Below are 17,386 nucleotides of genomic sequence, written 5' to 3' on the forward strand. Positions count from 1 at the left end.
GGCGCCGCTCCTTGGGGCCGGTCGGTCAAGGTGCCGGCTTCGAAGCCGGTTTCGCTGCCCGAGCCGCCGCCTTGGGCGATGCCGATGGCTCGCCGCCGTCCTTCGTGCGGCCTTTTGCGTCGAGGTCGACCCCGGCTTCACGTGGCCAATGCCGAAGCGCCGTGCAGGCATCGAGGAAGGCGGTGACATCGCCGGGTTTCGCCAGCGCGATGCAGGCTTCGTCGAGCTTGTCGGCGAGGCCGGCGGCCGCGAAGAGCGGCGCCGCTTCGGCGCTGTGCCCGATATATTTGCAATGCGCGAAGGCGTCGCTGACGAAATCCTTCGCCGCCGCATCGCCTGCAAGCAGCGCCGCGCCATCGTCGCTGAGGAGCAGCGCGACCGCGTCGAACAGCACGGACGGGCCGCCATCGATCTTGTGCCGGCCCGCGACGCTCGTTCCGTCCGAAAGCGTAATTCCGCCGATCTTCGGCGCGACGAGGTCCCAGACCGCGCCAGCGGCGTCGGTCGCCTTGGTCAACGCCTTGAAGAGCCGCGCATCGGCGCCGTCTGTCGCGAGGATTCCGAGCTTGCGGCCGGCGAAGCTCGTCGGGCCGTTGAGAAGGATGCTGAGCGGCCGGGAAGGGGGAAGGTCGGTAAGCGGTTTTTTCGCGGCCTTGGCCGGCGCGGGAAGCGGTAACCCCAAGCCATCCGCAACGGTGGCTGCAAGGCCGCGGTCGATGTGGAGGAGATGCGACACGGTGCGAGCGCGGATGTCGGGGCGTTCGACCTTCGACAGCTCGAAGACGAGCGCGTCGCCGATATGCTTCTGCTCGACCGGGGTCTGGCTGACGAAGAATTGCCGCGCCTGGCTATAGTGATCGGCGAAGCTCTCAGGCCGGATGCGGCGCTTGGCGCCCTCGGCCTCTTCTGGAAAGCTCGCAAAGCCGCGGGCGGGATCCTCGCGCGGGCCGCCATCGGTCGGCCCCCAGCTGTTCGGCTCGTAATTGGCGCGGCCGACGGGGTTGCGCATCGCCATATGGCCGTCCTGCTGGAAATGCGCCATTGGGCACTTCGGGGCATTGATGGGGATATGGGTGAAATTGGGGCCGCCGAGCCTTTTGATCTGCGTGTCGAGATAGGAGAAGTTGCGGCCCTGGAGCAGCGGATCGTTCGAGAAATCGATGCCGGGTACGATATTCTGGGTGCAGAAGGCGACCTGCTCGGTCTCGGCGAAGAAATTGTCGACGACGCGGTCGAGAACGAGGCGGCCGATCGGGCGGATCGGGACCTGCTCTTCGGGAATGAGCTTGGTCGCATCGAGTATGTCGAATTCGAACCGGTCCGCGAAGGCGTCGTCGAACAGCTGGACGCCGAGTTCCCATTCGGGAAAATCGCCGGCGTTGATGGCATCCCATAGGTCGCGGCGATGGAAATCGGGGTCGGCACCGTTGATTTTGACGGCCTCGTTCCACACCACCGATTGCAGGCCCTGCTTGGGCTTCCAGTGGAATTTGACGAAGCTCGACTTGCCCTTGGCGTCGATCAGGCGGAAGGTGTGGACGCCGAAGCCTTCCATCGTGCGGAACGAGCGCGGGATCGCGCGGTCCGACATCACCCACATGATCATGTGGAAGCTCTCGGGCATCAGGCTCACGAAATCCCAGAAATTGTCGTGCGCCGACGCCGCCTGCGGGAAGGCGCGGTCGGGCTCTGGCTTCACCGAATGGACGAGGTCGGGGAATTTCATCGCATCCTGGATGAAGAAGACGGGGATATTGTTGCCGACGAGATCCCAATTGCCCTCTTTGGTGTAGAGCTTGACCGCGAAGCCGCGCACGTCGCGCGCGAGATCGAACGAGCCTTTCGACCCCGCGACGGTCGAGAAACGCACGAAAGCGGGCGTGCGCTCGCCGACGCGCTGGAAGATATCGGCACGGCTGACGTCGGCGAGGCTGTCGGTGAGCTCGAAATAGCCGTGCGCACCATAGCCGCGCGCATGAACGACGCGCTCGGGGATGCGCTCATGGTCGAAGTGGAAGATTTTCTCGCGAAAATGAAAATCCTCAAGGAGGGTCGGGCCGCGCGCGCCCTGCTTGAGGCTGTTCTGGTCGTCGGCGACGGGCACACCCTGTTGGGTGGTGAGCGGTGCGTGACCGCCGCGAGCCTGATGCGTCTCGCCGCCGCTGCCCCGATCCTCGCCGTAACTCTGCACGATCGGAGCATCGGACGGAAAGACCGGCGCTTTACTTGCGGATTCTCCGCCTAGGTCGTTGCCCGCGATCGCAGCGGCGCTGGGGCCGCGGGCAGGCTTGGGCTTCGCGGCGCCCGGGCGTCTGGAAGCGGGGGCGGCGGGGGATTTGGCCATATCGGGTCTCGCTTTTTCTAAAGGGCGCGGCGGGAGGGCGGAATGCGGCCGGCAGGCGTGCAAGCGCGCCCTCCGGACCCGGTCATGGAACGAGTTCGCGGTTTGAAAGTTGCTGGACCGGGTTTGCGATTAACCTCGATCATGACGATTCCGCTTCCCTTGTGTGTGGTTGCCGGGCTTTCGGAATGTTCGCAGTTGGGCAGGCCCGCTCACGCATTTCGGACGAAACAGGGAACGTCAGTAATGTTAACCGATCGCTTCTTGAGAGACCGTCGCGGGGTAAGCCTCGAAGCCGGCGAACGCGCGCGCCTCGAAGCCGCCGTCAGCACCACATCGACCGTCGAGGCCCGTAGAATCATTGCCCGCGCCGGCGAGTGGCTCGATCAGAGCACGCTCCTCGTCGAAGGAATCATGTCGCGCTACCTCGACGACCGGAACGGTCTTCGCCAGCTCGTCGCGATCCATCTTCCGGGCGACTTCGTTGACCTACACGCCTATCCGCTCAAGCGCCTCGACCATGATGTGGGTACGATGACCCCGGCGACGATCGCGATCGTCCCCCACGCCGAACTCGATGCCATCACCGAAGAAATGCCCGAGCTCACGCGCAAGCTCTGGTTCGCGACCTTGCTCGACGCCGCGATCCACCGCGCCTGGCTGTTCCGGCTCGGCCGCCTCGACGCCATCGGGCGCGTCGCGCATTTCTTCTGCGAAACCAATGTGCGCCTTCAGTCGGCGGGACTGAGTGACGGGCGCCGGTTCAATCTCGGGCTGACACAAGCCGACGTCGCCGAAATCTGCGGCCTGACGACCGTGCATGTAAACCGTGTCGTGCGCCATCTGCGCGAGGAAGGGCTTTGCATCTTCCGCAACGGCAAGGTCGAGATTCTCGACGCCGCTAAACTCGCGCGGCGCGGCCAGTTCGACCCCGCCTATCTCTATATCGACGATCCCGCATCGCCGACGCCCCCAGACCAGAGGCCCCGCCGATGACCCATGAACTGTCTTCGCCCCCGCCGCCCGAAACCGAAGCCGGGGTCGCCACGGCCGAGGATGGCGTGGTCCTGCTCGATGGGCCCGACGGTGTCGCGGTTACGATGACCGCGGCGGCGGCACGCAGCACGGGCGAAAGTCTCGTCGAGGCGGCGCGGCGCGCAGAGGAGCAGCTCGCCGGCAAGCGCCCTTCAGGCACTGGCTGATCAACCCGCCGCGTGCGGCGGGCGATGCGAGGGTATTGCAGGGACGGCAGGGCCCGGCGCGCTGTGCGCTCGGGACAAACGCATTGATCGAAGTTGCATTGCCGACGTCTCGGGGAACGCGGCGGTACGGTGGCGGGTTTCTGCTCGGAGCTGCGCTACTTGGCGCCGCGGACCCGGGAGACGTCGAACGTGGAAGAGGCCGCCGGACTGATCGCGCCTGCCGCGACGATGATCGCAGCGATGATGACGGCGGCCAATCTCGGCGCGCGTGTTACCGGCACGGGGTTCGTCGTGTTCACGCTGGGCTCGCTCGCCTGGTCGGTGGTCGGATTTACATCGGGCCAGACCAACCTTCTTGCAACCAACCTGTTTCTGACGCTCGTCAACCTCGTCGGCATCTGGCGTTGGCTCGGCCGCCAGCGCGAATATGAGGACGGCGCACGGCGTGCAGCGAAGCGCAGCCGGCTCGCCGCGTCGCCATCGCTCTTCGCGGCGAGCGCGTTCGGCGGTCTTCCGGTGAGCGACATTCGCGGGGAAGAAATCGGTCAGGCGGTCGATGCGATGATCGAGTGCGAGAGCGGATGCCTCTCTTATGTCGTGATCGCGAGCGGGGGAATAGGCGGCATCGACGAGACGTTGCGCGCGGTGCCCGCTACGATGCTCGACTGTCATGCCGACGGGCTCGTGCTGCTGATGAGCGCGGCGGAATATGAGAAGCGCGAGCCACTCGACGGCGCAGCCTGGCCCGCGCGTTTGCCGCGCGGACGGGAACCCAGTGGTCCTTCGGCGGGCCAGCCGTCGTCGGCCACGGTCGAGGGGTTACGGGGTCTAGGTACGGAGGCGGCTTATGGCGCGGCTCAGGGATAACGGTCTTACTATCGTTCTGCTCCTGCTGTTCGCGGCGTCGATCGTGGGCCAGTGGGTGGCCGGGTGGCACGTCGCGCTCGAAGACGCTGCGCGGCATCACCAGCCGGGCCTGTCGATCTGGGCCTATAGCGGCAGCCCGCAATTCCTTTCCTCCGTGTTCGAAAATTGGGAGAGCGAATTTCTCCAGATGTCGGCCTATGTTGTGCTGACGGCCATGCTCGTTCAGCGCGGCTCCTCTGAATCGCGCGATCCGGACGCACCACCACGGGACGCAGATCTGGCAGCACAGGCGCTCAAGCCCGGCGCGCCGGCGGTCTTGCGCAAGGGACGGCTCGCGCGTGCACTCTATGCCCGCTCGCTCGGACTAATGCTCGCCATGCTGTTTCTTGCCTCCTTCATCCTTCACTGGACGCAAAGCGCGCGCGCCGCCGCCGAGGAAGCGCGCGAGCATGGCGAGGCCGCTCTTTCCACCTTCGCCTATCTCGGCGACCCCGGTCTGTGGTTCGAATCCTTCCAGAACTGGCAGAGCGAATTTTTATCCACCGCCGTGCTGGTGTTGTTGTCGATCTACCTTCGCCAGAAAGAGTCGCCCGAATCGAAGCCCGTCGCGGCGCCGCACGCGGAGACGGGCTCGTGACGGCGCATGGCAAGGAGGCGAGAGGAGGGCTCACGTGCCTTGTCGCCCGAACGCCTGGCCTGAAGTTCGCTCGCTGCGCCAACTTAATGCCCGAACGCCGGAACAAATGCGCCAGGCGGGCGTCAAAGGTTCGTCGCCCCGTCGCCGGGGCCTTTCCCTCTCACCGCGCCGGCTTCGCCGACGCTCGCTACATGACGCCCGGCCCCTGTCCGGGCGGGAGATGATCCATGCCCCGACACAAGACTGACCTTCCCGACCCGCTGCTTCTCGCCGCTGCAGGCGCGGGCATCGCCGTTCTCGCAACCGGTGCCGCGCTTTGGCAGCGCCGCGCTAGCCGCGGACGGAGAGAGGAGGATGAGGTAATCGCGACCGACGCGCCGCATTGGACACTCGGTAAGGCATCGCCCCGCGCGCTGTTCGGCAAGTCGGTGCTGATCAATCGCCCGCGCGCAGACCTTTACGCCGCCTGGACACCCGAGCGTTTCCCAGAATTCATGGAGAATGTCGTTTCTGTCGACGATCTTGGCGACGATGTCTCGCAGTGGACGATCAAGGCGCCGGCGGGGCGGGAGGTGACGCTGGTCAACCGCATCACCGAGCGCATCGAGGACGAGTCGATCTACTGGCAAAGCACGCCGGCTTCCGACATCGCAAACAGCGGCGAGGTTCGCTTCACCGACGCGCCTGCCGGCCGTGGCACCTATGTGAGCCTGATCCTCGCCTATGATCCGCCCGCCGGGAAGGTGGGGCGCATCGCCGCGAAGCTCTTCCCGCGCGAGCCTGAGGTGCAGGCGCGCCGCGACCTGCACCGCTTCAAGCAGCTCATGGAAACCGGCGAAGTGACGAGCAATGCGTCGCCCTCTGCGCGAAGCTCCGAGAGCCCCGCCAAGCCCCACATCTGAAACATCCCCTTTCAGCTCACTATATCTCGAGGAGAAGGCCATGCGCGCCGTTACCTGGCAGGGACGCCACAAGATCAGCGTCGAGACCGTACCGGACCCCGAAATCGTCAATCCGCGCGATGCAATCATACGCGTAACCTCGACCGCGATCTGCGGCTCGGACCTTCATCTCTACGACGGCTATATTCCGGGCATGCGCGCGGGCGATATCGTCGGGCACGAATTCATGGGCGAAGTGGTCGAAACGGGGGCCTCTTCGACGCTGAAACGCGGGCAACGCGTCGTCATACCCTTCACGATCAGTTGCGGCCAATGCTTCTTTTGCGAGAAGCAGCAATTTAGCGCCTGCGACAACAGTAACCCGTCCGAAACGCGCAATGCGTCCGAGCTGATGATGGGGCACGCGATGGGCGGGGCGTTCGGCTACGCGCATCTCACAGGCGGCTACGCCGGCGGGCAGGCGGAATATGTCCGCATTCCTTACTCGGACGTCGGGCCGGTCATCATTCCCGACGACCTTGCCGACGACGACGTGCTGTTTCTATCGGATATTCTGCCCACCGGCTGGCAGGCGGCCGTCAATGCCGACATCGAGCCCGGCGACACCGTCGCGGTCTGGGGATGCGGTCCGGTCGGCCTGTTCGCGATCCAGTCGGCGCTGCTGTTGGGTGCCGGGCGCGTGATCGCGATCGATCATTTTCCGACGCGGTTAGCGCTGGCGCGGAAACATGGAGCTGAAATCCTCGACTATACGCAGGTCGACATCCGCGAGGCCCTTGCCGAGATGACCGGCGGCATCGGACCCGACGCTTGCATCGACTGCGTGGGCATGGAGAGCCACGGGTTCACGGCCGACAACATCCTCGACCAGGTGAAGGTCAAGATGCTCTCGTCCACCGAACGCATTCATGCCCTGCGCCAGGCGATCCTTGCCTGCCGCAAGGGCGGCCGCCTCTCGATCCCCGGGGTTTACGGCGGCTTTGCCGACAAATTCCCGCTCGGCCAGCTCATGGAGAAGGGCCTTACCGTCAAGAGCGGACAGACGCATGTCCAGCGTTATGCGGGCGAGCTTCTCGACATGATCCGCGAAGGCAAGTTCGACACCGTCTCGCTCATCTCGCATCACGCGCCGCTCGAAGACGCCGCCGACATGTACCGGCACTGGCACGATGAGCAGAATCTCTACACCAAGATCGTCCTCAAGCCGGGCCTCGAAAAAGGGGCCGTCTCGGCGCGGCAGGAGCTGCAACATGCCTGATCGCAAACTTGCCGTTATCACCGGCGCCTCGAGCGGCATCGGCCGCGAGATTGCCATGCTCGCCGCGAAGGACGGCTACGACCTGATCGTCGCGGCGGACGAGCCCCTCGTCGATGCTGCGGCTGGCCTCCTTGCGAAAGGGGTCGAGGTGGAAGCGGTCGAAGCCGATCTTGCGACGCCTTCCGGGGTCGAGCGTCTTCTCGCCGCCGCGGGCGGCAGGCCGATCGACATTCTCGTCGCAAACGCGGGTCACGGGCTCGGGCGAGGTTTTCTCGATCAGCCGGTGGACCAGTGGCGTCACGTCATCGACACCAATGTCACTGGAACGCTACTGCTGCTGCAGCCGGTGCTGAAGGCGATGGTCGCTCGCGGCGAAGGCAAGGTGCTCATCACCGGCTCTATAGCCGGTCATCTCGCCGGCTCCTTCCAGGCGGTATATAACGGCACCAAGGCCTTCGTCGACAGCTTCGCCGCCGCCATCGGCAACGAATTGAAGGACAGCGGGGTCACTATCACCTGCCTCAAACCCGGTGCGACCGAGACGCGATTCTTCGAACGCGCCGGCATGCTCGATACCAAGGTCGGACAGTCGGAGAAAGACGACCCCGCCGATGTTGCGAAGACCGGATGGGACGCGCTGCTCGCAGGAGATCATGCCGTCGTCCACGGGCTCAAGAACAAGGCGCAGGTGCTCGCCTCGGGCGTCCTCAGCGAAGCGACCACCGCCGAAATGCACCGAAAGCTCGCCGAACCCGGATCGGGAAAGCAAGACTGATCTGGCCGATCTGGAAGCGTATCTGAAGAGGAGACGATCATGACCGATGCCGATGACGGAAAGGGCGGAGCAACCGCAGGCGACGGGTCGTTGCCGCAGGAGCCCGTGGAACGCCGCGAGAATGTCGGGACGACGACGCCCGATCGCTATCCCGCCGGCGAGCGTGCGGCAGGCGATGTCTCGGGAGCCGACAATCGCGGCCATCGCCGCAGCAAAGGGAGCGGTGCGGTCAGCGGAAGCGGTGCGGGCGCCGGTGGAAAGGGGAATGCAGAGGATTATGACAGCGACCCGCAGGGCGGCGGCGGGCGTGCCGCCGAGCCCGATACGCCGCCGCCGGGGAAGGGGGCGGACGCGCCGGTTGGCGGAAGCCGGTAGATCATCGCGACGGTCTGGCGCCGCGCCTCGGTTGCGTTCTACAACCCCGCCGCCTTTCGTTCATTCGATCCGGTAGTCGATCGGCTTGAAGCTGCCGCCGCAGCTGTCATAGGCCGAGCAGGCGGTAAGTCCGATGACCAAGTCGTCGAGCGCCCGAAGACGGATGAAGTCGCCAGGCTTCGTCGTCGGTGGAAGAACGCGGATCTTGCCTTCGCTGCCAACTGGCACGTTCATGAACAGGTTGAATGCGACGGGAATGGCGTCGGCGGCGATGCCATAGGGCAAGAGCGCTTCGGCAAGATTGCCGAAGCAGCCGCGATGGACGGGCTTGTCGGCGTAGAAATGGCGAAAGGTCGCTTCGCTGCACGGCGTCAGCAGGTAATCATGGATGCCGCAGCTATCCTCGACGATCTCGAGCAATGCGTTCGACCGGTTCGACCACAGGCGATTGCCCGTCGTCAGCCGGATCGTCTCTTCATAGTCGAAGGTCCGCCCGTTCGAGATCGCTTCGCGGGGATCGGCCGCGCGAAACGCCAGAAGGTCGCTGACCTGGCCGCCCTCGGGGTCGGTCACGCATAGAATCTTGTCCTTGGGAAGCGTGAAGGCGACGCCGCTGCGGGGCGCGATCCGGTCTGTCATTGAAGCTCCATGTGAAAAAGGAAACGGCGAACAGGCGGCAAGGATGCCGCGCATTGGTGCCGGGACGGGGAGCGGGGAAGGGGCGGAAGCCGCCGGGCGCGGTGCGCGCGGCGGCTCGATACGCTGGCTCCCGCCTGTGTCAGGGCGCCAGCTTGCCGAGTTCGGCGCGGTGCGCCTCGACAACGGGCACGATCTCGGCCGCTGCCTGCTTGAGCGCGACCGCGTCGCCCGAGGCCGCATAGCCCTGGTGAAGCGCCAGCGCCGCGGCATGCGCGGTCTTCTGGTGATCGAGGTAGATTTTGTCGATACCCGCAGTGTCGGCGGCCTGGATGTCCGCCAACATTTTCTGCTGGTCGGGCGCGAGCTTCGGCGCCGGCGCTTCGACTCCAGCGCTTGCGGCGGCCGCCTTCACTTTGGCGGTCGATTTGCCATGATGGTCGATCATCATCTCGGCAAAGGCCCTGACCTTCGCATCCTTCGATTTGACGAGCAGGACCTTGGAGGATTCAATCTCCCAGAGATCGCCGGCGCCCGCCTTGGCGACATATTCGGCCGTGCTGACGGCTGCCGCAGGCGTTGCGGCGGCCGGAGCGGGCTCCGGTGCCGCGACGACGGCGTCGGCGGACGCGGCGGGTTGCTGCTCGTCGCGCGTGTCGGGCCCGCCGCATCCCGCGACGATGGCGGCGATCGCCGCGGCTCCAATCCATGTCTTCATCTCATCTCTCCTGAATAGGCTCGTCCGTCCCTCGCGCTGGCGGCGCGTCTCCGCATGAAAGACCGGGCCGCGGCGCGCGCGGTCCGGTCTTTCATCCGGAAAGCAGGACAGGGCTCAGCCGCGCTGTTTGTCTTGATCCTTGCTGCCGGACTGCTTCCCGGCTCCAGGCTGGCTCTTGCCGCCGTCCTGCTGCAGCTGGCTGCCTTTGCCGGACGAGCCGCCCTGCTGCTTGCCGTCTTTCTTGTCATTCTGTGCCATGACGCATCCTTTCCATGCGGCCCGATGCGGGCCATCAGGGAAACCCTGTGCTCCCCCGCTTGTTGCGCCGGGAAGTCGCGGGTTGATCGAAGTTATACGCTTTTGGCGGTGCGCCTCGCCCGGCGTCCGCGCGCCGCTGAAGGCGGCGCGGCGCGCGCGGTCGGCGCTCTCGTCGCGGGCCGGAGCGAGCTCGGCGGGCGGCCGGACAGTCGCCGACGCCGCGGGGGGCGCTCAGGCGAGGCAGGCGGCGATGCCTTCGATCACCGCGATCGTTTCCTGCGGGTCGCGCACGCGCACCGTGTCGAGCCCCAGCAGCTTCGCCGGATAATCGTTGCCGCCGGGGAAGATGGCATCGCCGATGAAGATCATGTCGGCAAGCGCGATCCCGCTCTCGGCGCTCAGCTTTTTGAGACCATAGCCCTTGTCGACGCCCTCGCGGGTGATATCGATAGATGTTGCGCCGCCCATATTGATCGTGAGGCCGGGAAGCCGCGTCTGGAGATCCGCCTGGATGATCCGGCGCTTCGCGAAGTCGGGATCCCAGATTTCCTTGGCGTCGATCGGTGCCTGCTGACCGAGCGCGGAGAAGGTGATCTGGCTGCCGCGGTCCTCGATGCGCTCACCCCAGACCTCCTCGGGTACGAAGCCGGTTGCCTCGAGCGCAGCGTCGAAGGCCGTAAGGATGCGCGCCTTCTCTTCCTCGCCGAACAGTTCGGCATAAAGCGGCGTCCAGCGCCCGGCGCGGTGGACGAAAAGCTTCGTGCCGGTCGTCGGCATCAACCAGAGCCGGCCCCGGTCGGCATTATCCGGCAGCCGGCTCGCGACCTGCTTGTCGAACTGCGGCCAGTCACCGCCCGAAATCACCGCCACCTCGGCGACCGCCAGGAGCTTTGCGATCGCTTCTCCCATCTCGGGCGCAAGCGGCTGCTTGCTCTCCGCCAGGGTTCCGTCGAGATCGAAGGCGACGAGTTTCTTCATATAGATTTCCTCTGGCGCTGTCGCCGGCGTGCATTGTCGGCAAAGCCTCACAATCGCCCGAAGCGCGCCGAAGTTCCTGCGGCCATGTCGCGCCTTTCGCCCGCAGGCCCATCGCGGCGGGTCTGGCGGGTGGTGCGCTTGGCTGGGGGCGGGCATGGCGGTGAACAAATATGGCGGGTCATATTGTCGGCCTTGCGGGGCGGAGAGGACGGCGGAGGAAACTCCCCGGACGACCGGCGAACCTCAAGGCAACGAGTTCGGCGCCGGAGGCGTTAGCGTCTCGATGACGAGGAACACAATATTATGACCCCGCGCTGGCCTTCGGTGCTCTGGGTGGTTCGCCACGGCCAGAGCGCGGGCAATGTCGCGCGCGATGCCGCCGACGCCGCGGGCGAGTTGCGTATCGCGCTCGACCACCGCGACGTCGATGTGCCGCTCTCGGCCCTGGGCCAGGAACAGGCGCATGCGCTGGGCGCCTGGTTCGCGGCGGGCGAAGAAAATGGCCGTCCCGAGATCATGCTCGCCTCGCCCTATGTGCGGGCGGTGCAGACCGCCGAGATCTTCCGGAGCGCCGGAGGCTGCGCGGCCGACGAGAAAATCTGCATCGACGAGCGGCTGCGCGAAAAGGAATTCGGCATCCTCGACGGTCTCACGCGCCTTGGCATCGAGGCGGCCCATCCCGATCAGGCCCAATTCCGTCTGGCGCTTGGCAAATTCTATCACCGCCCGCCCGGCGGCGAGAGCTGGTGCGACGTGATCCTGCGCCTCCGTTCGCTCCTCGACACCGTTTCGCTTCATTATGGCGGGCGGCGCGTGATGATCGTGGCGCATCAGGTTGTCGTCCTTTGCCTGCGGACGATCATCGAAAATCTGGGGGAGGCCGAGATATTGGCGATCGACAAGGAGGGCGACGTCGCCAATTGTGCGATCACCGAATATCGCTACGACCCCGACGCGGGGCGTGACGGCAATCTCGTCCTGTCGCGCTACAATGTCACCGCCCCGATGGAAGGCGAGGTTCCGGTCACCCGCGAACCCGATGCGATGGTGGCGGCGCGTGGCTGAAGCGACCCCGCTCGACACCGCCTGGCTCAAGGCGCACCCACTTCCCGATCACCATGACAATGTCGACAAGAATGGGCGCGGGCGCGTGCTCGTGATCGGCGGCTGTCGCCGTGTGCCCGGCGGCATGCTGCTCACTGCCGAGGCGGCGTTCCGCGCCGGGGCGGGCAAGGTGACGATCGCGACGATCGCCTCGGCGGCGATTCCGATCGGCATTGCCTTTCCGGCCTGTGCCGTCGTCGCGCTGCCCGAAACGGAGGCGGGCGAAATAGCGCCCGAGGCGGCCGAGCTGCTGCTCGCCGAGATGGCGCTGCACGACGCCATCGTCTTCGGGCCTGCGATGATCGACGCCGACATCGTCCGGACGCTGCTCGAGACTCTGCTGCCGGCGCTGCCCGAGGACATGTTCCTGCTTCTCGACGCCTTCGCGCTCCGCGCGGCGGCCGCGCATGCCGATGCGATCCGCGCGCGCGCCGCGCACACCGTCCTGACCCCGCACGAAGGCGAACTCGCCGCAATGCTCGATGTCGACAAGGAAAAGGTCGCTGACGATCCGCTCGCATCGCTCGGCGAGGCGGCCGACCGGTTCGGCGCGGCGGTGATGGTCAAGGGCGCGACAAGCCATCTGATCGCCGAAGGAAGCTGCCTGGCCTATGCGGGCGGCGGGCTCGGGCTTGCCGTCAGCGGATCGGGCGACGTGCTGGCCGGTCTCATCGCCGGGCTTGGCGCGCAGGGTCTTTCGCCGTTGCAGGCTTCCGCCTGGGGCATCTGGCTGCACGGCGAGGCGGGGCGGCGGCTCGGCGAAACCATGGGGCCGCTCGGCTATCTCGCGCGCGAGCTGCTGCCGCTTGTACCGGGGCTGATGCGCGGTGTCTGAGCTCGATCTTCTCGACCCCGACCTCTTGTTGCCGATCGCCGGCGCGGTAATCGCCGGCGCGATCATCGGCGGCGAGCGCGAATATCGTGCGAGCCCGGCCGGCCTGCGCACCCATATCCTCGTCGCACTGTCCTGCTGCCTCCTCATGTTGTCGGCCGTCCACCAGATGGAATGGCTCACCGACACGCCGACCGAAGTCGTGCGCATCGATCCCGTCCGCATGGCGCATGGCGTGCTGACCGGTATCGGTTTCCTGTGCGGCGGCGTGATCTTTCGCGAGGGGCTGAATGTCCGCGGGCTCACGACCGCCGCATCGCTCTGGATGACCGCGACGCTCGGCATCTTGTTCGGGGTCGGCTTCTATGAACTCGCCATCTTCGGCGGCGTCGCGACCTTCCTCGTGCTCGCGGCGGTCACCTGGACCGAGCGTCACGCGCCGCAGCGGCGCATTGCCCATGTCACGCTCGACTATCGGGCTGGAACGAAGATTGCCTCGGCCGAGGTCGTGGGTCTGCTTGGCGAGCATGGATTGAAGACGATCACCGTCGAGCAGCGCCGCGCCGACGGCGCCCCCGGTTTCACCGCGATCGCCGCAGGCTATGGCGAGGCGTGCGCCGACGCCTTGGCGGCGACGCTCACCGAGGACGACCGCATCACCGCCTTCGACATCAGGCCGCAGCAGGGATGAAGGGGGCGGCCGGCAGGGGAGCGGACATGCCCGCTCGCCGCAACGCTTCGGGCGAGTCCCTTTATGATGCGCTCGTGATCGGTGCCGGGCCCGCAGGGCTCACCGCCGCGCTATACCTGGCGCGCTATCGCCGCCGCACGCTCGTGCTCCACGATGGCCGCTCGCGCGCGCTCGGGGCGCCGATGGCCTGGAACGTGCCCGGATTTCCGGACGGGATTTCGGGGGCCGATCTTGTCGCGCGGCTGACCGAGCAGGCCGGGCGATACGGCGCCGAAATCGAACTGGCCCGCGTCGTCTGCCTTTCCGCTAGCGCCGAGAGCGCATCGTTCGCGGCCGATCTGGACGACGGCCGCCGCCTGTCGGCGCGCGGCCTCGTTCTCGCCTCGGGCGTCATCACCAACAAGGCGGTGCTCGATAGTGGCAACCATGACGCCGCCGTGCGAAATGGCGCGCTGCGCTACTGCCCCATCTGCGACGGATATGAGCATCGCGGCCGCAAGATCGCCGTTCTCGGGTCGGACCTTCATGGCGCTGCCGAAGCGATGTTCCTCAGGCAATATACCGACGATGTCACCCTTATCCCCAAGTGGCAGGTCGAACTCACGTCCGGTCAGCGTGCCGAACTCCTGGCCAGCGACGTCAAGATCGAGGAGCGCCAGTTGCTGCGCCTCGCGCACCGGGGCGGCCGTATCGAGGTGAAGCTTGGCGGTGCCGAGAATGCGCTTTGCTTCGACACCCTCTATCCGGCACTCGGGTCCCAGCCGCGCAGCGAATTGCTGGCGGGGCTCGGTCTCGAGGGCGACGCCGATCGCTGCCTGCCCGCCGATGCCTTTGCCGAACCGTTGATGCCCGGGGTCTATGGTGCCGGCGACGTTCTCGCGGGGCTCGACCAGATTAGTACCGCAACCGGCCATGGCGCCGCGGCTGCGACCCGGCTTCACAACTGGCTGCGCGGTGTCGAGGGTCATGTGATGGCGGATCAGCACTGAGGTGCACCGGAGCATGCGATCGCTTCGGGAGATGCACGGACGCTGCCAGGCACCCCGCGCATGCTGCTGTTGTCCTCGCCCCTTTACGGGCTCCGACGAGCCGGGTCCGGAACGCTGGACCTGGCGGCGCGATAGAGCGGCCGTGCCGGCACCGCCCCGCTGATGAAGGCTTGATCTCGATCATCACGATTTCGCGCCTTGGCACTCGGAAATTTGCTATGCAGAGCAGGCTGAGTCCCACCCTCGTCGGCGTCTGTTGCTGCTGCCTAATTTTGCAGTCCGTCCTTTGCATGAGACCTGCCGATCGATGGGTGCTGAGAGCAGGGTCGCGCTTGCTCCGGAACAGGAATGGAGCATGTCATGCGCCTTTTTCATCTCCTTTTTCATGACGAGGGTGCGCGTGAGCCGCGCCGCGTCGAATTTCGCGCCCCCGACGCTTATCAGGCTTTCCAGTTCGCGCTCAACGAGCGCAGCAGCACCGAGGTCGAACTATGGGAAGGCGAAGAGCTCGTCGTCCGCATGAGCAAGACTGAAGCCAATCTCTGGAAGCTGCACGGCATCCCGCCTTCGCAAGGCGCCGCTGCGGCCTCGGCTGCGCCGGGGTCGGCCGCCGCCTGACCCGCGCTGCGGCCGTCACGCGGTTGCGCGCAGAAGTGTCAAGGAAGGCCGACGCTGCGCGCGCGTCAATCCTTTCGATTGTCCTCGCCGGCGCAGAGACCTAGGCAGGCATCGACGAGCGCGCTCATTTGCACGGGCTTCGAGAAAAAGAAGCTGCCGTCGACCTGGCGATCGGCGAGCGGCACATTAGCCGAGGCGTAGACGACGCCGCCGCGAGGATGAAGGCTGCGATAGGCTTCTGCGAGGCTCCATCCGTCGAGAGCGCCGGCCAGCCTGATATCGGTGACGAGGATATGCGGTCGCTCCTCGCCAATGAGGAGCAGCGCATCCTCTGCGCTTTCAACCTCGCGGACCTGAAACCCGGCTTCTTCGAGGGCCTCGACGATGTCGATGCGGACGAGCCATTCGTCTTCGGCAACGATCGCGGTGCAGGGCGGGGCAGGGGACGGGTTCGGCAAGCTGAATTCTTTCGCCCTGTAACGGAGATCGGGTTGAGCGGTCGCTCGGCGTTACAGCTGGGCGCATGGCAGTTTCGGCGGAACGCATCAACTGCTCAAGGGTTTCTTTGTCATGACGATTTCCCGGTTCGGGAACCCGGGGACGGTCGGAGGGGGAGGGCCACAACCTATGCCGGATGAGACGCTGATCGGAGAGGAAACCGCGCACGGCAGCTTTGCCGTTCGCGAAAGCGCTGCCCACCTCGCCGCGCTCGTCGAAGGATCGGACGATGCGATCGTGAGCAAGACGCTCGATGGCGTGATCACGAGCTGGAATCCCGCTGCCGAGCGCTTGTTCGGCTATCATGCCGACGAGATCGTCGGCCGCTCGATCCTCACCCTCATCCCCGAGGAACGTCACAGCGAAGAAGCCGCGATCATCGAGCGCATCCGCGCGGGCCAGCGCGTTCCGCCTTTCGAGACGGTCAGGCGGCGCAAGGACGGCAGCCTCGTCGACCTCTCGATCACCGTTTCGCCGGTGCGCCGCGCCGACGGCACGATCATCGGCGCCTCGAAGATCGCACGCGACATCACCGAACGTAAGGCGGTCGAGGCGCAGCTCGCCCGCCAGGCGGAGCGGCTGACCCAGCTCAATCGCGCCGCCCTCCTCGTCTCACAGGATCTCGACCTCGACCGGATTGTGCAGGCCGTGACCGATATTGCGACCGAGCTCAGCGGCGCGCGCTTCGGCGCCTTCTTTTACAACGTCCTTGGCGACGAGGGCGAAAGCTATTTGCTGTTCTCGCTCTCGGGCGCTCCCCGCGAGGCGTTCGAACGCTTCGGCATGCCGCGCAACACCGCCGTCTTCGACCCGACGTTCCGCGGGGCGGGGACGATCCGGTCCGACGATATCCGCAAGGATCCGCGTTACGGCTTGAGCGAGCCGCACCACGGCATGCCTGAGGGGCATCTGCCCGTCGTGAGCTATCTCGCGGTCCCCGTCGTGTCGCGCTCGGGCGCGGTGCTCGGGGGTCTTTTCTTCGGTCATGACGAGCCCGCCATGTTCAACGCCGAGGTCGAGGAGCTTGTCGAGGCCGTTGCGGCGCAGGCAGCGGTCGCGATGGACAATGCCCATCTCCACGAGGCAGCGCGCGTCGAGATTGCTGCGCGCGTGCGGGCCGAAGAGGAACTGCAGCTCACCCTCGCCGAAATGCGCCACCGGGTGAAGAACACGCTCGCGATGGTGCAGGCGATCGCGGCCCAGACGTTCCGCGAGACGCCTTCCGCCGAGCGCCAGTCGTTCGAAGCGCGCGTTCGCGCACTCTCCGACGCGCACGACCTCCTGACCGAGCGTCACTGGGGCACTGTGTCGGCCGGCGAAATGATCGAGCGCGCCCTCCACGCCTTCGACAAGATGAAGCCGGGGCGCATCAGCCTCGCCGGACCCCACGCCGAGGTGCCGGCGTCACGCGCGCTGCTTGCGGCGATGGCGCTGCACGAGCTCGGCACCAATGCGGTCAAATATGGGGCGCTGTCGGGCGATACGGGCACGGTCGCGGTCGACTGGGACATAGTGCACGAGGGCGGCCGGGATCGGCTCCGCCTGCGATGGAGCGAATTCGGCGGCCCACCGGTTGTTCCTCCCGCGCGCACGGGTTTCGGCACACGGATGCTCGAACGGGCGCTTCGCGGTCAGGGCGGAAGCGCCGCGATCGAGTTCCGGCCCGAGGGCGTCTGCTGCACCCTCGAGCTTCCCGCCTGAAGCGGG

At 66.2% G+C, this 17,386-nt stretch carries 20 protein-coding genes; 14 read left to right on the forward strand and 6 right to left on the reverse strand.

Going from position 1 to position 17,386, the window contains the following annotated elements; genetic code table 11:
* Nucleotides 1-25: 25 nt before the first annotated feature.
* Nucleotides 26-2,344, reverse strand: a complete 2,319-nt coding sequence (locus VGN68_RS18345) for a catalase (protein WP_414713055.1) — start codon at nucleotides 2,342-2,344, stop codon at nucleotides 26-28.
* 243 nt (nucleotides 2,345-2,587) lie between these two features.
* Between VGN68_RS18345 and VGN68_RS18350 the strand changes: the two genes are divergently transcribed.
* The 8 genes from VGN68_RS18350 (at nucleotide 2,588) to VGN68_RS18385 (ending at nucleotide 8,357) form a co-directional block, all read left to right on the forward strand.
* Nucleotides 2,588-3,337, forward strand: coding sequence for a Crp/Fnr family transcriptional regulator (locus VGN68_RS18350; RefSeq protein WP_287406991.1), 750 nt, complete (start codon nucleotides 2,588-2,590; stop codon nucleotides 3,335-3,337).
* Nucleotides 3,334-3,543, forward strand: coding sequence for a hypothetical protein (locus VGN68_RS18355; RefSeq protein WP_287406990.1), 210 nt, complete (start codon nucleotides 3,334-3,336; stop codon nucleotides 3,541-3,543). The genes VGN68_RS18350 and VGN68_RS18355 overlap by 4 nt, the downstream gene beginning before the upstream one ends.
* A gap of 189 nt (nucleotides 3,544-3,732) precedes the next feature.
* Nucleotides 3,733-4,410 carry a PRC-barrel domain-containing protein gene (locus VGN68_RS18360; RefSeq protein WP_327478803.1) on the forward strand — a complete coding sequence of 226 codons (678 nt, stop codon included), beginning with the start codon at nucleotides 3,733-3,735 and terminating at the stop codon, nucleotides 4,408-4,410.
* Nucleotides 4,391-5,047: a DUF6766 family protein gene (locus VGN68_RS18365; RefSeq protein WP_327478805.1), complete on the forward strand. Its 657-nt coding sequence runs from the start codon at nucleotides 4,391-4,393 to the stop codon at nucleotides 5,045-5,047. Before VGN68_RS18360 ends, VGN68_RS18365 begins: the two co-directional genes overlap by 20 nt.
* A 227-nt stretch (nucleotides 5,048-5,274) precedes the next feature.
* Complete coding sequence (locus VGN68_RS18370) at nucleotides 5,275-5,949, forward strand: SRPBCC family protein (protein ID WP_287406988.1); 675 nt, start codon at nucleotides 5,275-5,277, stop codon at nucleotides 5,947-5,949.
* Between the two features lie 40 nt (nucleotides 5,950-5,989).
* Complete coding sequence (locus VGN68_RS18375; protein WP_287406987.1) at nucleotides 5,990-7,207, forward strand: zinc-dependent alcohol dehydrogenase; 1,218 nt, start codon at nucleotides 5,990-5,992, stop codon at nucleotides 7,205-7,207.
* The gene (locus VGN68_RS18380) at nucleotides 7,200-7,982 is read left to right on the forward strand and encodes an SDR family NAD(P)-dependent oxidoreductase (protein ID WP_287406986.1); all 783 of its coding nucleotides are present in this window, start codon (nucleotides 7,200-7,202) and stop codon (nucleotides 7,980-7,982) included. Before VGN68_RS18375 ends, VGN68_RS18380 begins: the two co-directional genes overlap by 8 nt.
* Before the next feature lie 39 nt (nucleotides 7,983-8,021).
* Nucleotides 8,022-8,357, forward strand: a complete 336-nt coding sequence (locus VGN68_RS18385; protein WP_287406985.1) for a hypothetical protein — start codon at nucleotides 8,022-8,024, stop codon at nucleotides 8,355-8,357.
* 60 nt (nucleotides 8,358-8,417) lie between these two features.
* On the opposite strand, the gene VGN68_RS18390 is transcribed toward VGN68_RS18385, so the two are convergent.
* The 4 genes from VGN68_RS18390 to VGN68_RS18405 all read right to left on the reverse strand — a co-directional run bounded on the left by VGN68_RS18390 (nucleotide 8,418) and on the right by VGN68_RS18405 (nucleotide 10,947).
* Entirely contained in the window at nucleotides 8,418-8,996 is a 579-nt protein-coding gene (locus VGN68_RS18390; protein ID WP_287406984.1) for an urea carboxylase-associated family protein, read from the reverse strand.
* A gap of 139 nt (nucleotides 8,997-9,135) precedes the next feature.
* Nucleotides 9,136-9,711, reverse strand: a complete 576-nt coding sequence (locus VGN68_RS18395; protein WP_287406982.1) for a DUF4142 domain-containing protein — start codon at nucleotides 9,709-9,711, stop codon at nucleotides 9,136-9,138.
* Between the two features lie 114 nt (nucleotides 9,712-9,825).
* Nucleotides 9,826-9,969, reverse strand: coding sequence for a hypothetical protein (locus VGN68_RS18400; RefSeq protein WP_327478811.1), 144 nt, complete (start codon nucleotides 9,967-9,969; stop codon nucleotides 9,826-9,828).
* A 231-nt stretch (nucleotides 9,970-10,200) separates the two neighbouring features.
* Nucleotides 10,201-10,947: an HAD-IIB family hydrolase gene (locus VGN68_RS18405; protein ID WP_287406979.1), complete on the reverse strand. Its 747-nt coding sequence runs from the start codon at nucleotides 10,945-10,947 to the stop codon at nucleotides 10,201-10,203.
* 303 nt (nucleotides 10,948-11,250) lie between these two features.
* Here VGN68_RS18405 and VGN68_RS18410 point away from each other — a divergent pair, with 303 nt between their 5' ends.
* From VGN68_RS18410 to VGN68_RS18430, 5 genes are all read left to right on the forward strand, one after another.
* Nucleotides 11,251-12,012, forward strand: a complete 762-nt coding sequence (locus VGN68_RS18410; RefSeq protein WP_287406977.1) for a histidine phosphatase family protein — start codon at nucleotides 11,251-11,253, stop codon at nucleotides 12,010-12,012.
* Nucleotides 12,005-12,886, forward strand: a complete 882-nt coding sequence (locus VGN68_RS18415) for an NAD(P)H-hydrate dehydratase (RefSeq protein ID WP_287406975.1) — start codon at nucleotides 12,005-12,007, stop codon at nucleotides 12,884-12,886. The genes VGN68_RS18410 and VGN68_RS18415 overlap by 8 nt, the downstream gene beginning before the upstream one ends.
* Nucleotides 12,879-13,574: an MgtC/SapB family protein gene (locus tag VGN68_RS18420; RefSeq protein ID WP_287406973.1), complete on the forward strand. Its 696-nt coding sequence runs from the start codon at nucleotides 12,879-12,881 to the stop codon at nucleotides 13,572-13,574. Before VGN68_RS18415 ends, VGN68_RS18420 begins: the two co-directional genes overlap by 8 nt.
* A 26-nt stretch (nucleotides 13,575-13,600) precedes the next feature.
* Nucleotides 13,601-14,563, forward strand: coding sequence for an NAD(P)/FAD-dependent oxidoreductase (locus VGN68_RS18425; protein WP_327478814.1), 963 nt, complete (start codon nucleotides 13,601-13,603; stop codon nucleotides 14,561-14,563).
* Nucleotides 14,564-14,923: 360 nt separating this feature from the next.
* A complete protein-coding gene (locus VGN68_RS18430) occupies nucleotides 14,924-15,181 on the forward strand; it encodes a hypothetical protein (RefSeq protein ID WP_287406970.1) in 258 nt (85 codons plus the stop codon).
* Between the two features lie 65 nt (nucleotides 15,182-15,246).
* Here the strand turns inward: VGN68_RS18430 and VGN68_RS18435 are convergent, their stop codons facing one another.
* On the reverse strand, nucleotides 15,247-15,639 hold the full coding sequence (locus VGN68_RS18435) for a response regulator (RefSeq protein ID WP_287406969.1): 393 nt from the start codon (nucleotides 15,637-15,639) through the stop codon (nucleotides 15,247-15,249).
* Nucleotides 15,640-15,808: 169 nt separating this feature from the next.
* On the opposite strand from VGN68_RS18435, the gene VGN68_RS18440 reads away from it, so the two are divergent.
* Nucleotides 15,809-17,380, forward strand: a complete 1,572-nt coding sequence (locus VGN68_RS18440; RefSeq protein ID WP_287406968.1) for a sensor histidine kinase — start codon at nucleotides 15,809-15,811, stop codon at nucleotides 17,378-17,380.
* Nucleotides 17,381-17,386: the final 6 nt, after the last annotated feature.

This window comes from Sphingopyxis sp., from assembly GCF_035998965.1.
GTDB lineage: Bacteria > Pseudomonadota > Alphaproteobacteria > Sphingomonadales > Sphingomonadaceae > Sphingopyxis.

Coding starts and splice junctions, on each gene's coding strand:
- VGN68_RS18345 (WP_414713055.1), bottom strand. CDS start 2,344: ATGGCCAAATCCCCCGCCGCCCCCGCTTCCAGACGCCCGGGCGCCGCG.
- VGN68_RS18350 (WP_287406991.1), top strand. CDS start 2,588: ATGTTAACCGATCGCTTCTTGAGAGACCGTCGCGGGGTAAGCCTCGAA.
- VGN68_RS18355 (WP_287406990.1), top strand. CDS start 3,334: ATGACCCATGAACTGTCTTCGCCCCCGCCGCCCGAAACCGAAGCCGGG.
- VGN68_RS18365 (WP_327478805.1), top strand. CDS start 4,391: ATGGCGCGGCTCAGGGATAACGGTCTTACTATCGTTCTGCTCCTGCTG.
- VGN68_RS18370 (WP_287406988.1), top strand. CDS start 5,275: ATGCCCCGACACAAGACTGACCTTCCCGACCCGCTGCTTCTCGCCGCT.
- VGN68_RS18375 (WP_287406987.1), top strand. CDS start 5,990: ATGCGCGCCGTTACCTGGCAGGGACGCCACAAGATCAGCGTCGAGACC.
- VGN68_RS18380 (WP_287406986.1), top strand. CDS start 7,200: ATGCCTGATCGCAAACTTGCCGTTATCACCGGCGCCTCGAGCGGCATC.
- VGN68_RS18385 (WP_287406985.1), top strand. CDS start 8,022: ATGACCGATGCCGATGACGGAAAGGGCGGAGCAACCGCAGGCGACGGG.
- VGN68_RS18390 (WP_287406984.1), bottom strand. CDS start 8,996: ATGACAGACCGGATCGCGCCCCGCAGCGGCGTCGCCTTCACGCTTCCC.
- VGN68_RS18395 (WP_287406982.1), bottom strand. CDS start 9,711: ATGAAGACATGGATTGGAGCCGCGGCGATCGCCGCCATCGTCGCGGGA.
- VGN68_RS18400 (WP_327478811.1), bottom strand. CDS start 9,969: ATGGCACAGAATGACAAGAAAGACGGCAAGCAGCAGGGCGGCTCGTCC.
- VGN68_RS18405 (WP_287406979.1), bottom strand. CDS start 10,947: ATGAAGAAACTCGTCGCCTTCGATCTCGACGGAACCCTGGCGGAGAGC.
- VGN68_RS18410 (WP_287406977.1), top strand. CDS start 11,251: ATGACCCCGCGCTGGCCTTCGGTGCTCTGGGTGGTTCGCCACGGCCAG.
- VGN68_RS18425 (WP_327478814.1), top strand. CDS start 13,601: ATGCCCGCTCGCCGCAACGCTTCGGGCGAGTCCCTTTATGATGCGCTC.
- VGN68_RS18430 (WP_287406970.1), top strand. CDS start 14,924: ATGCGCCTTTTTCATCTCCTTTTTCATGACGAGGGTGCGCGTGAGCCG.
- VGN68_RS18440 (WP_287406968.1), top strand. CDS start 15,809: ATGCCGGATGAGACGCTGATCGGAGAGGAAACCGCGCACGGCAGCTTT.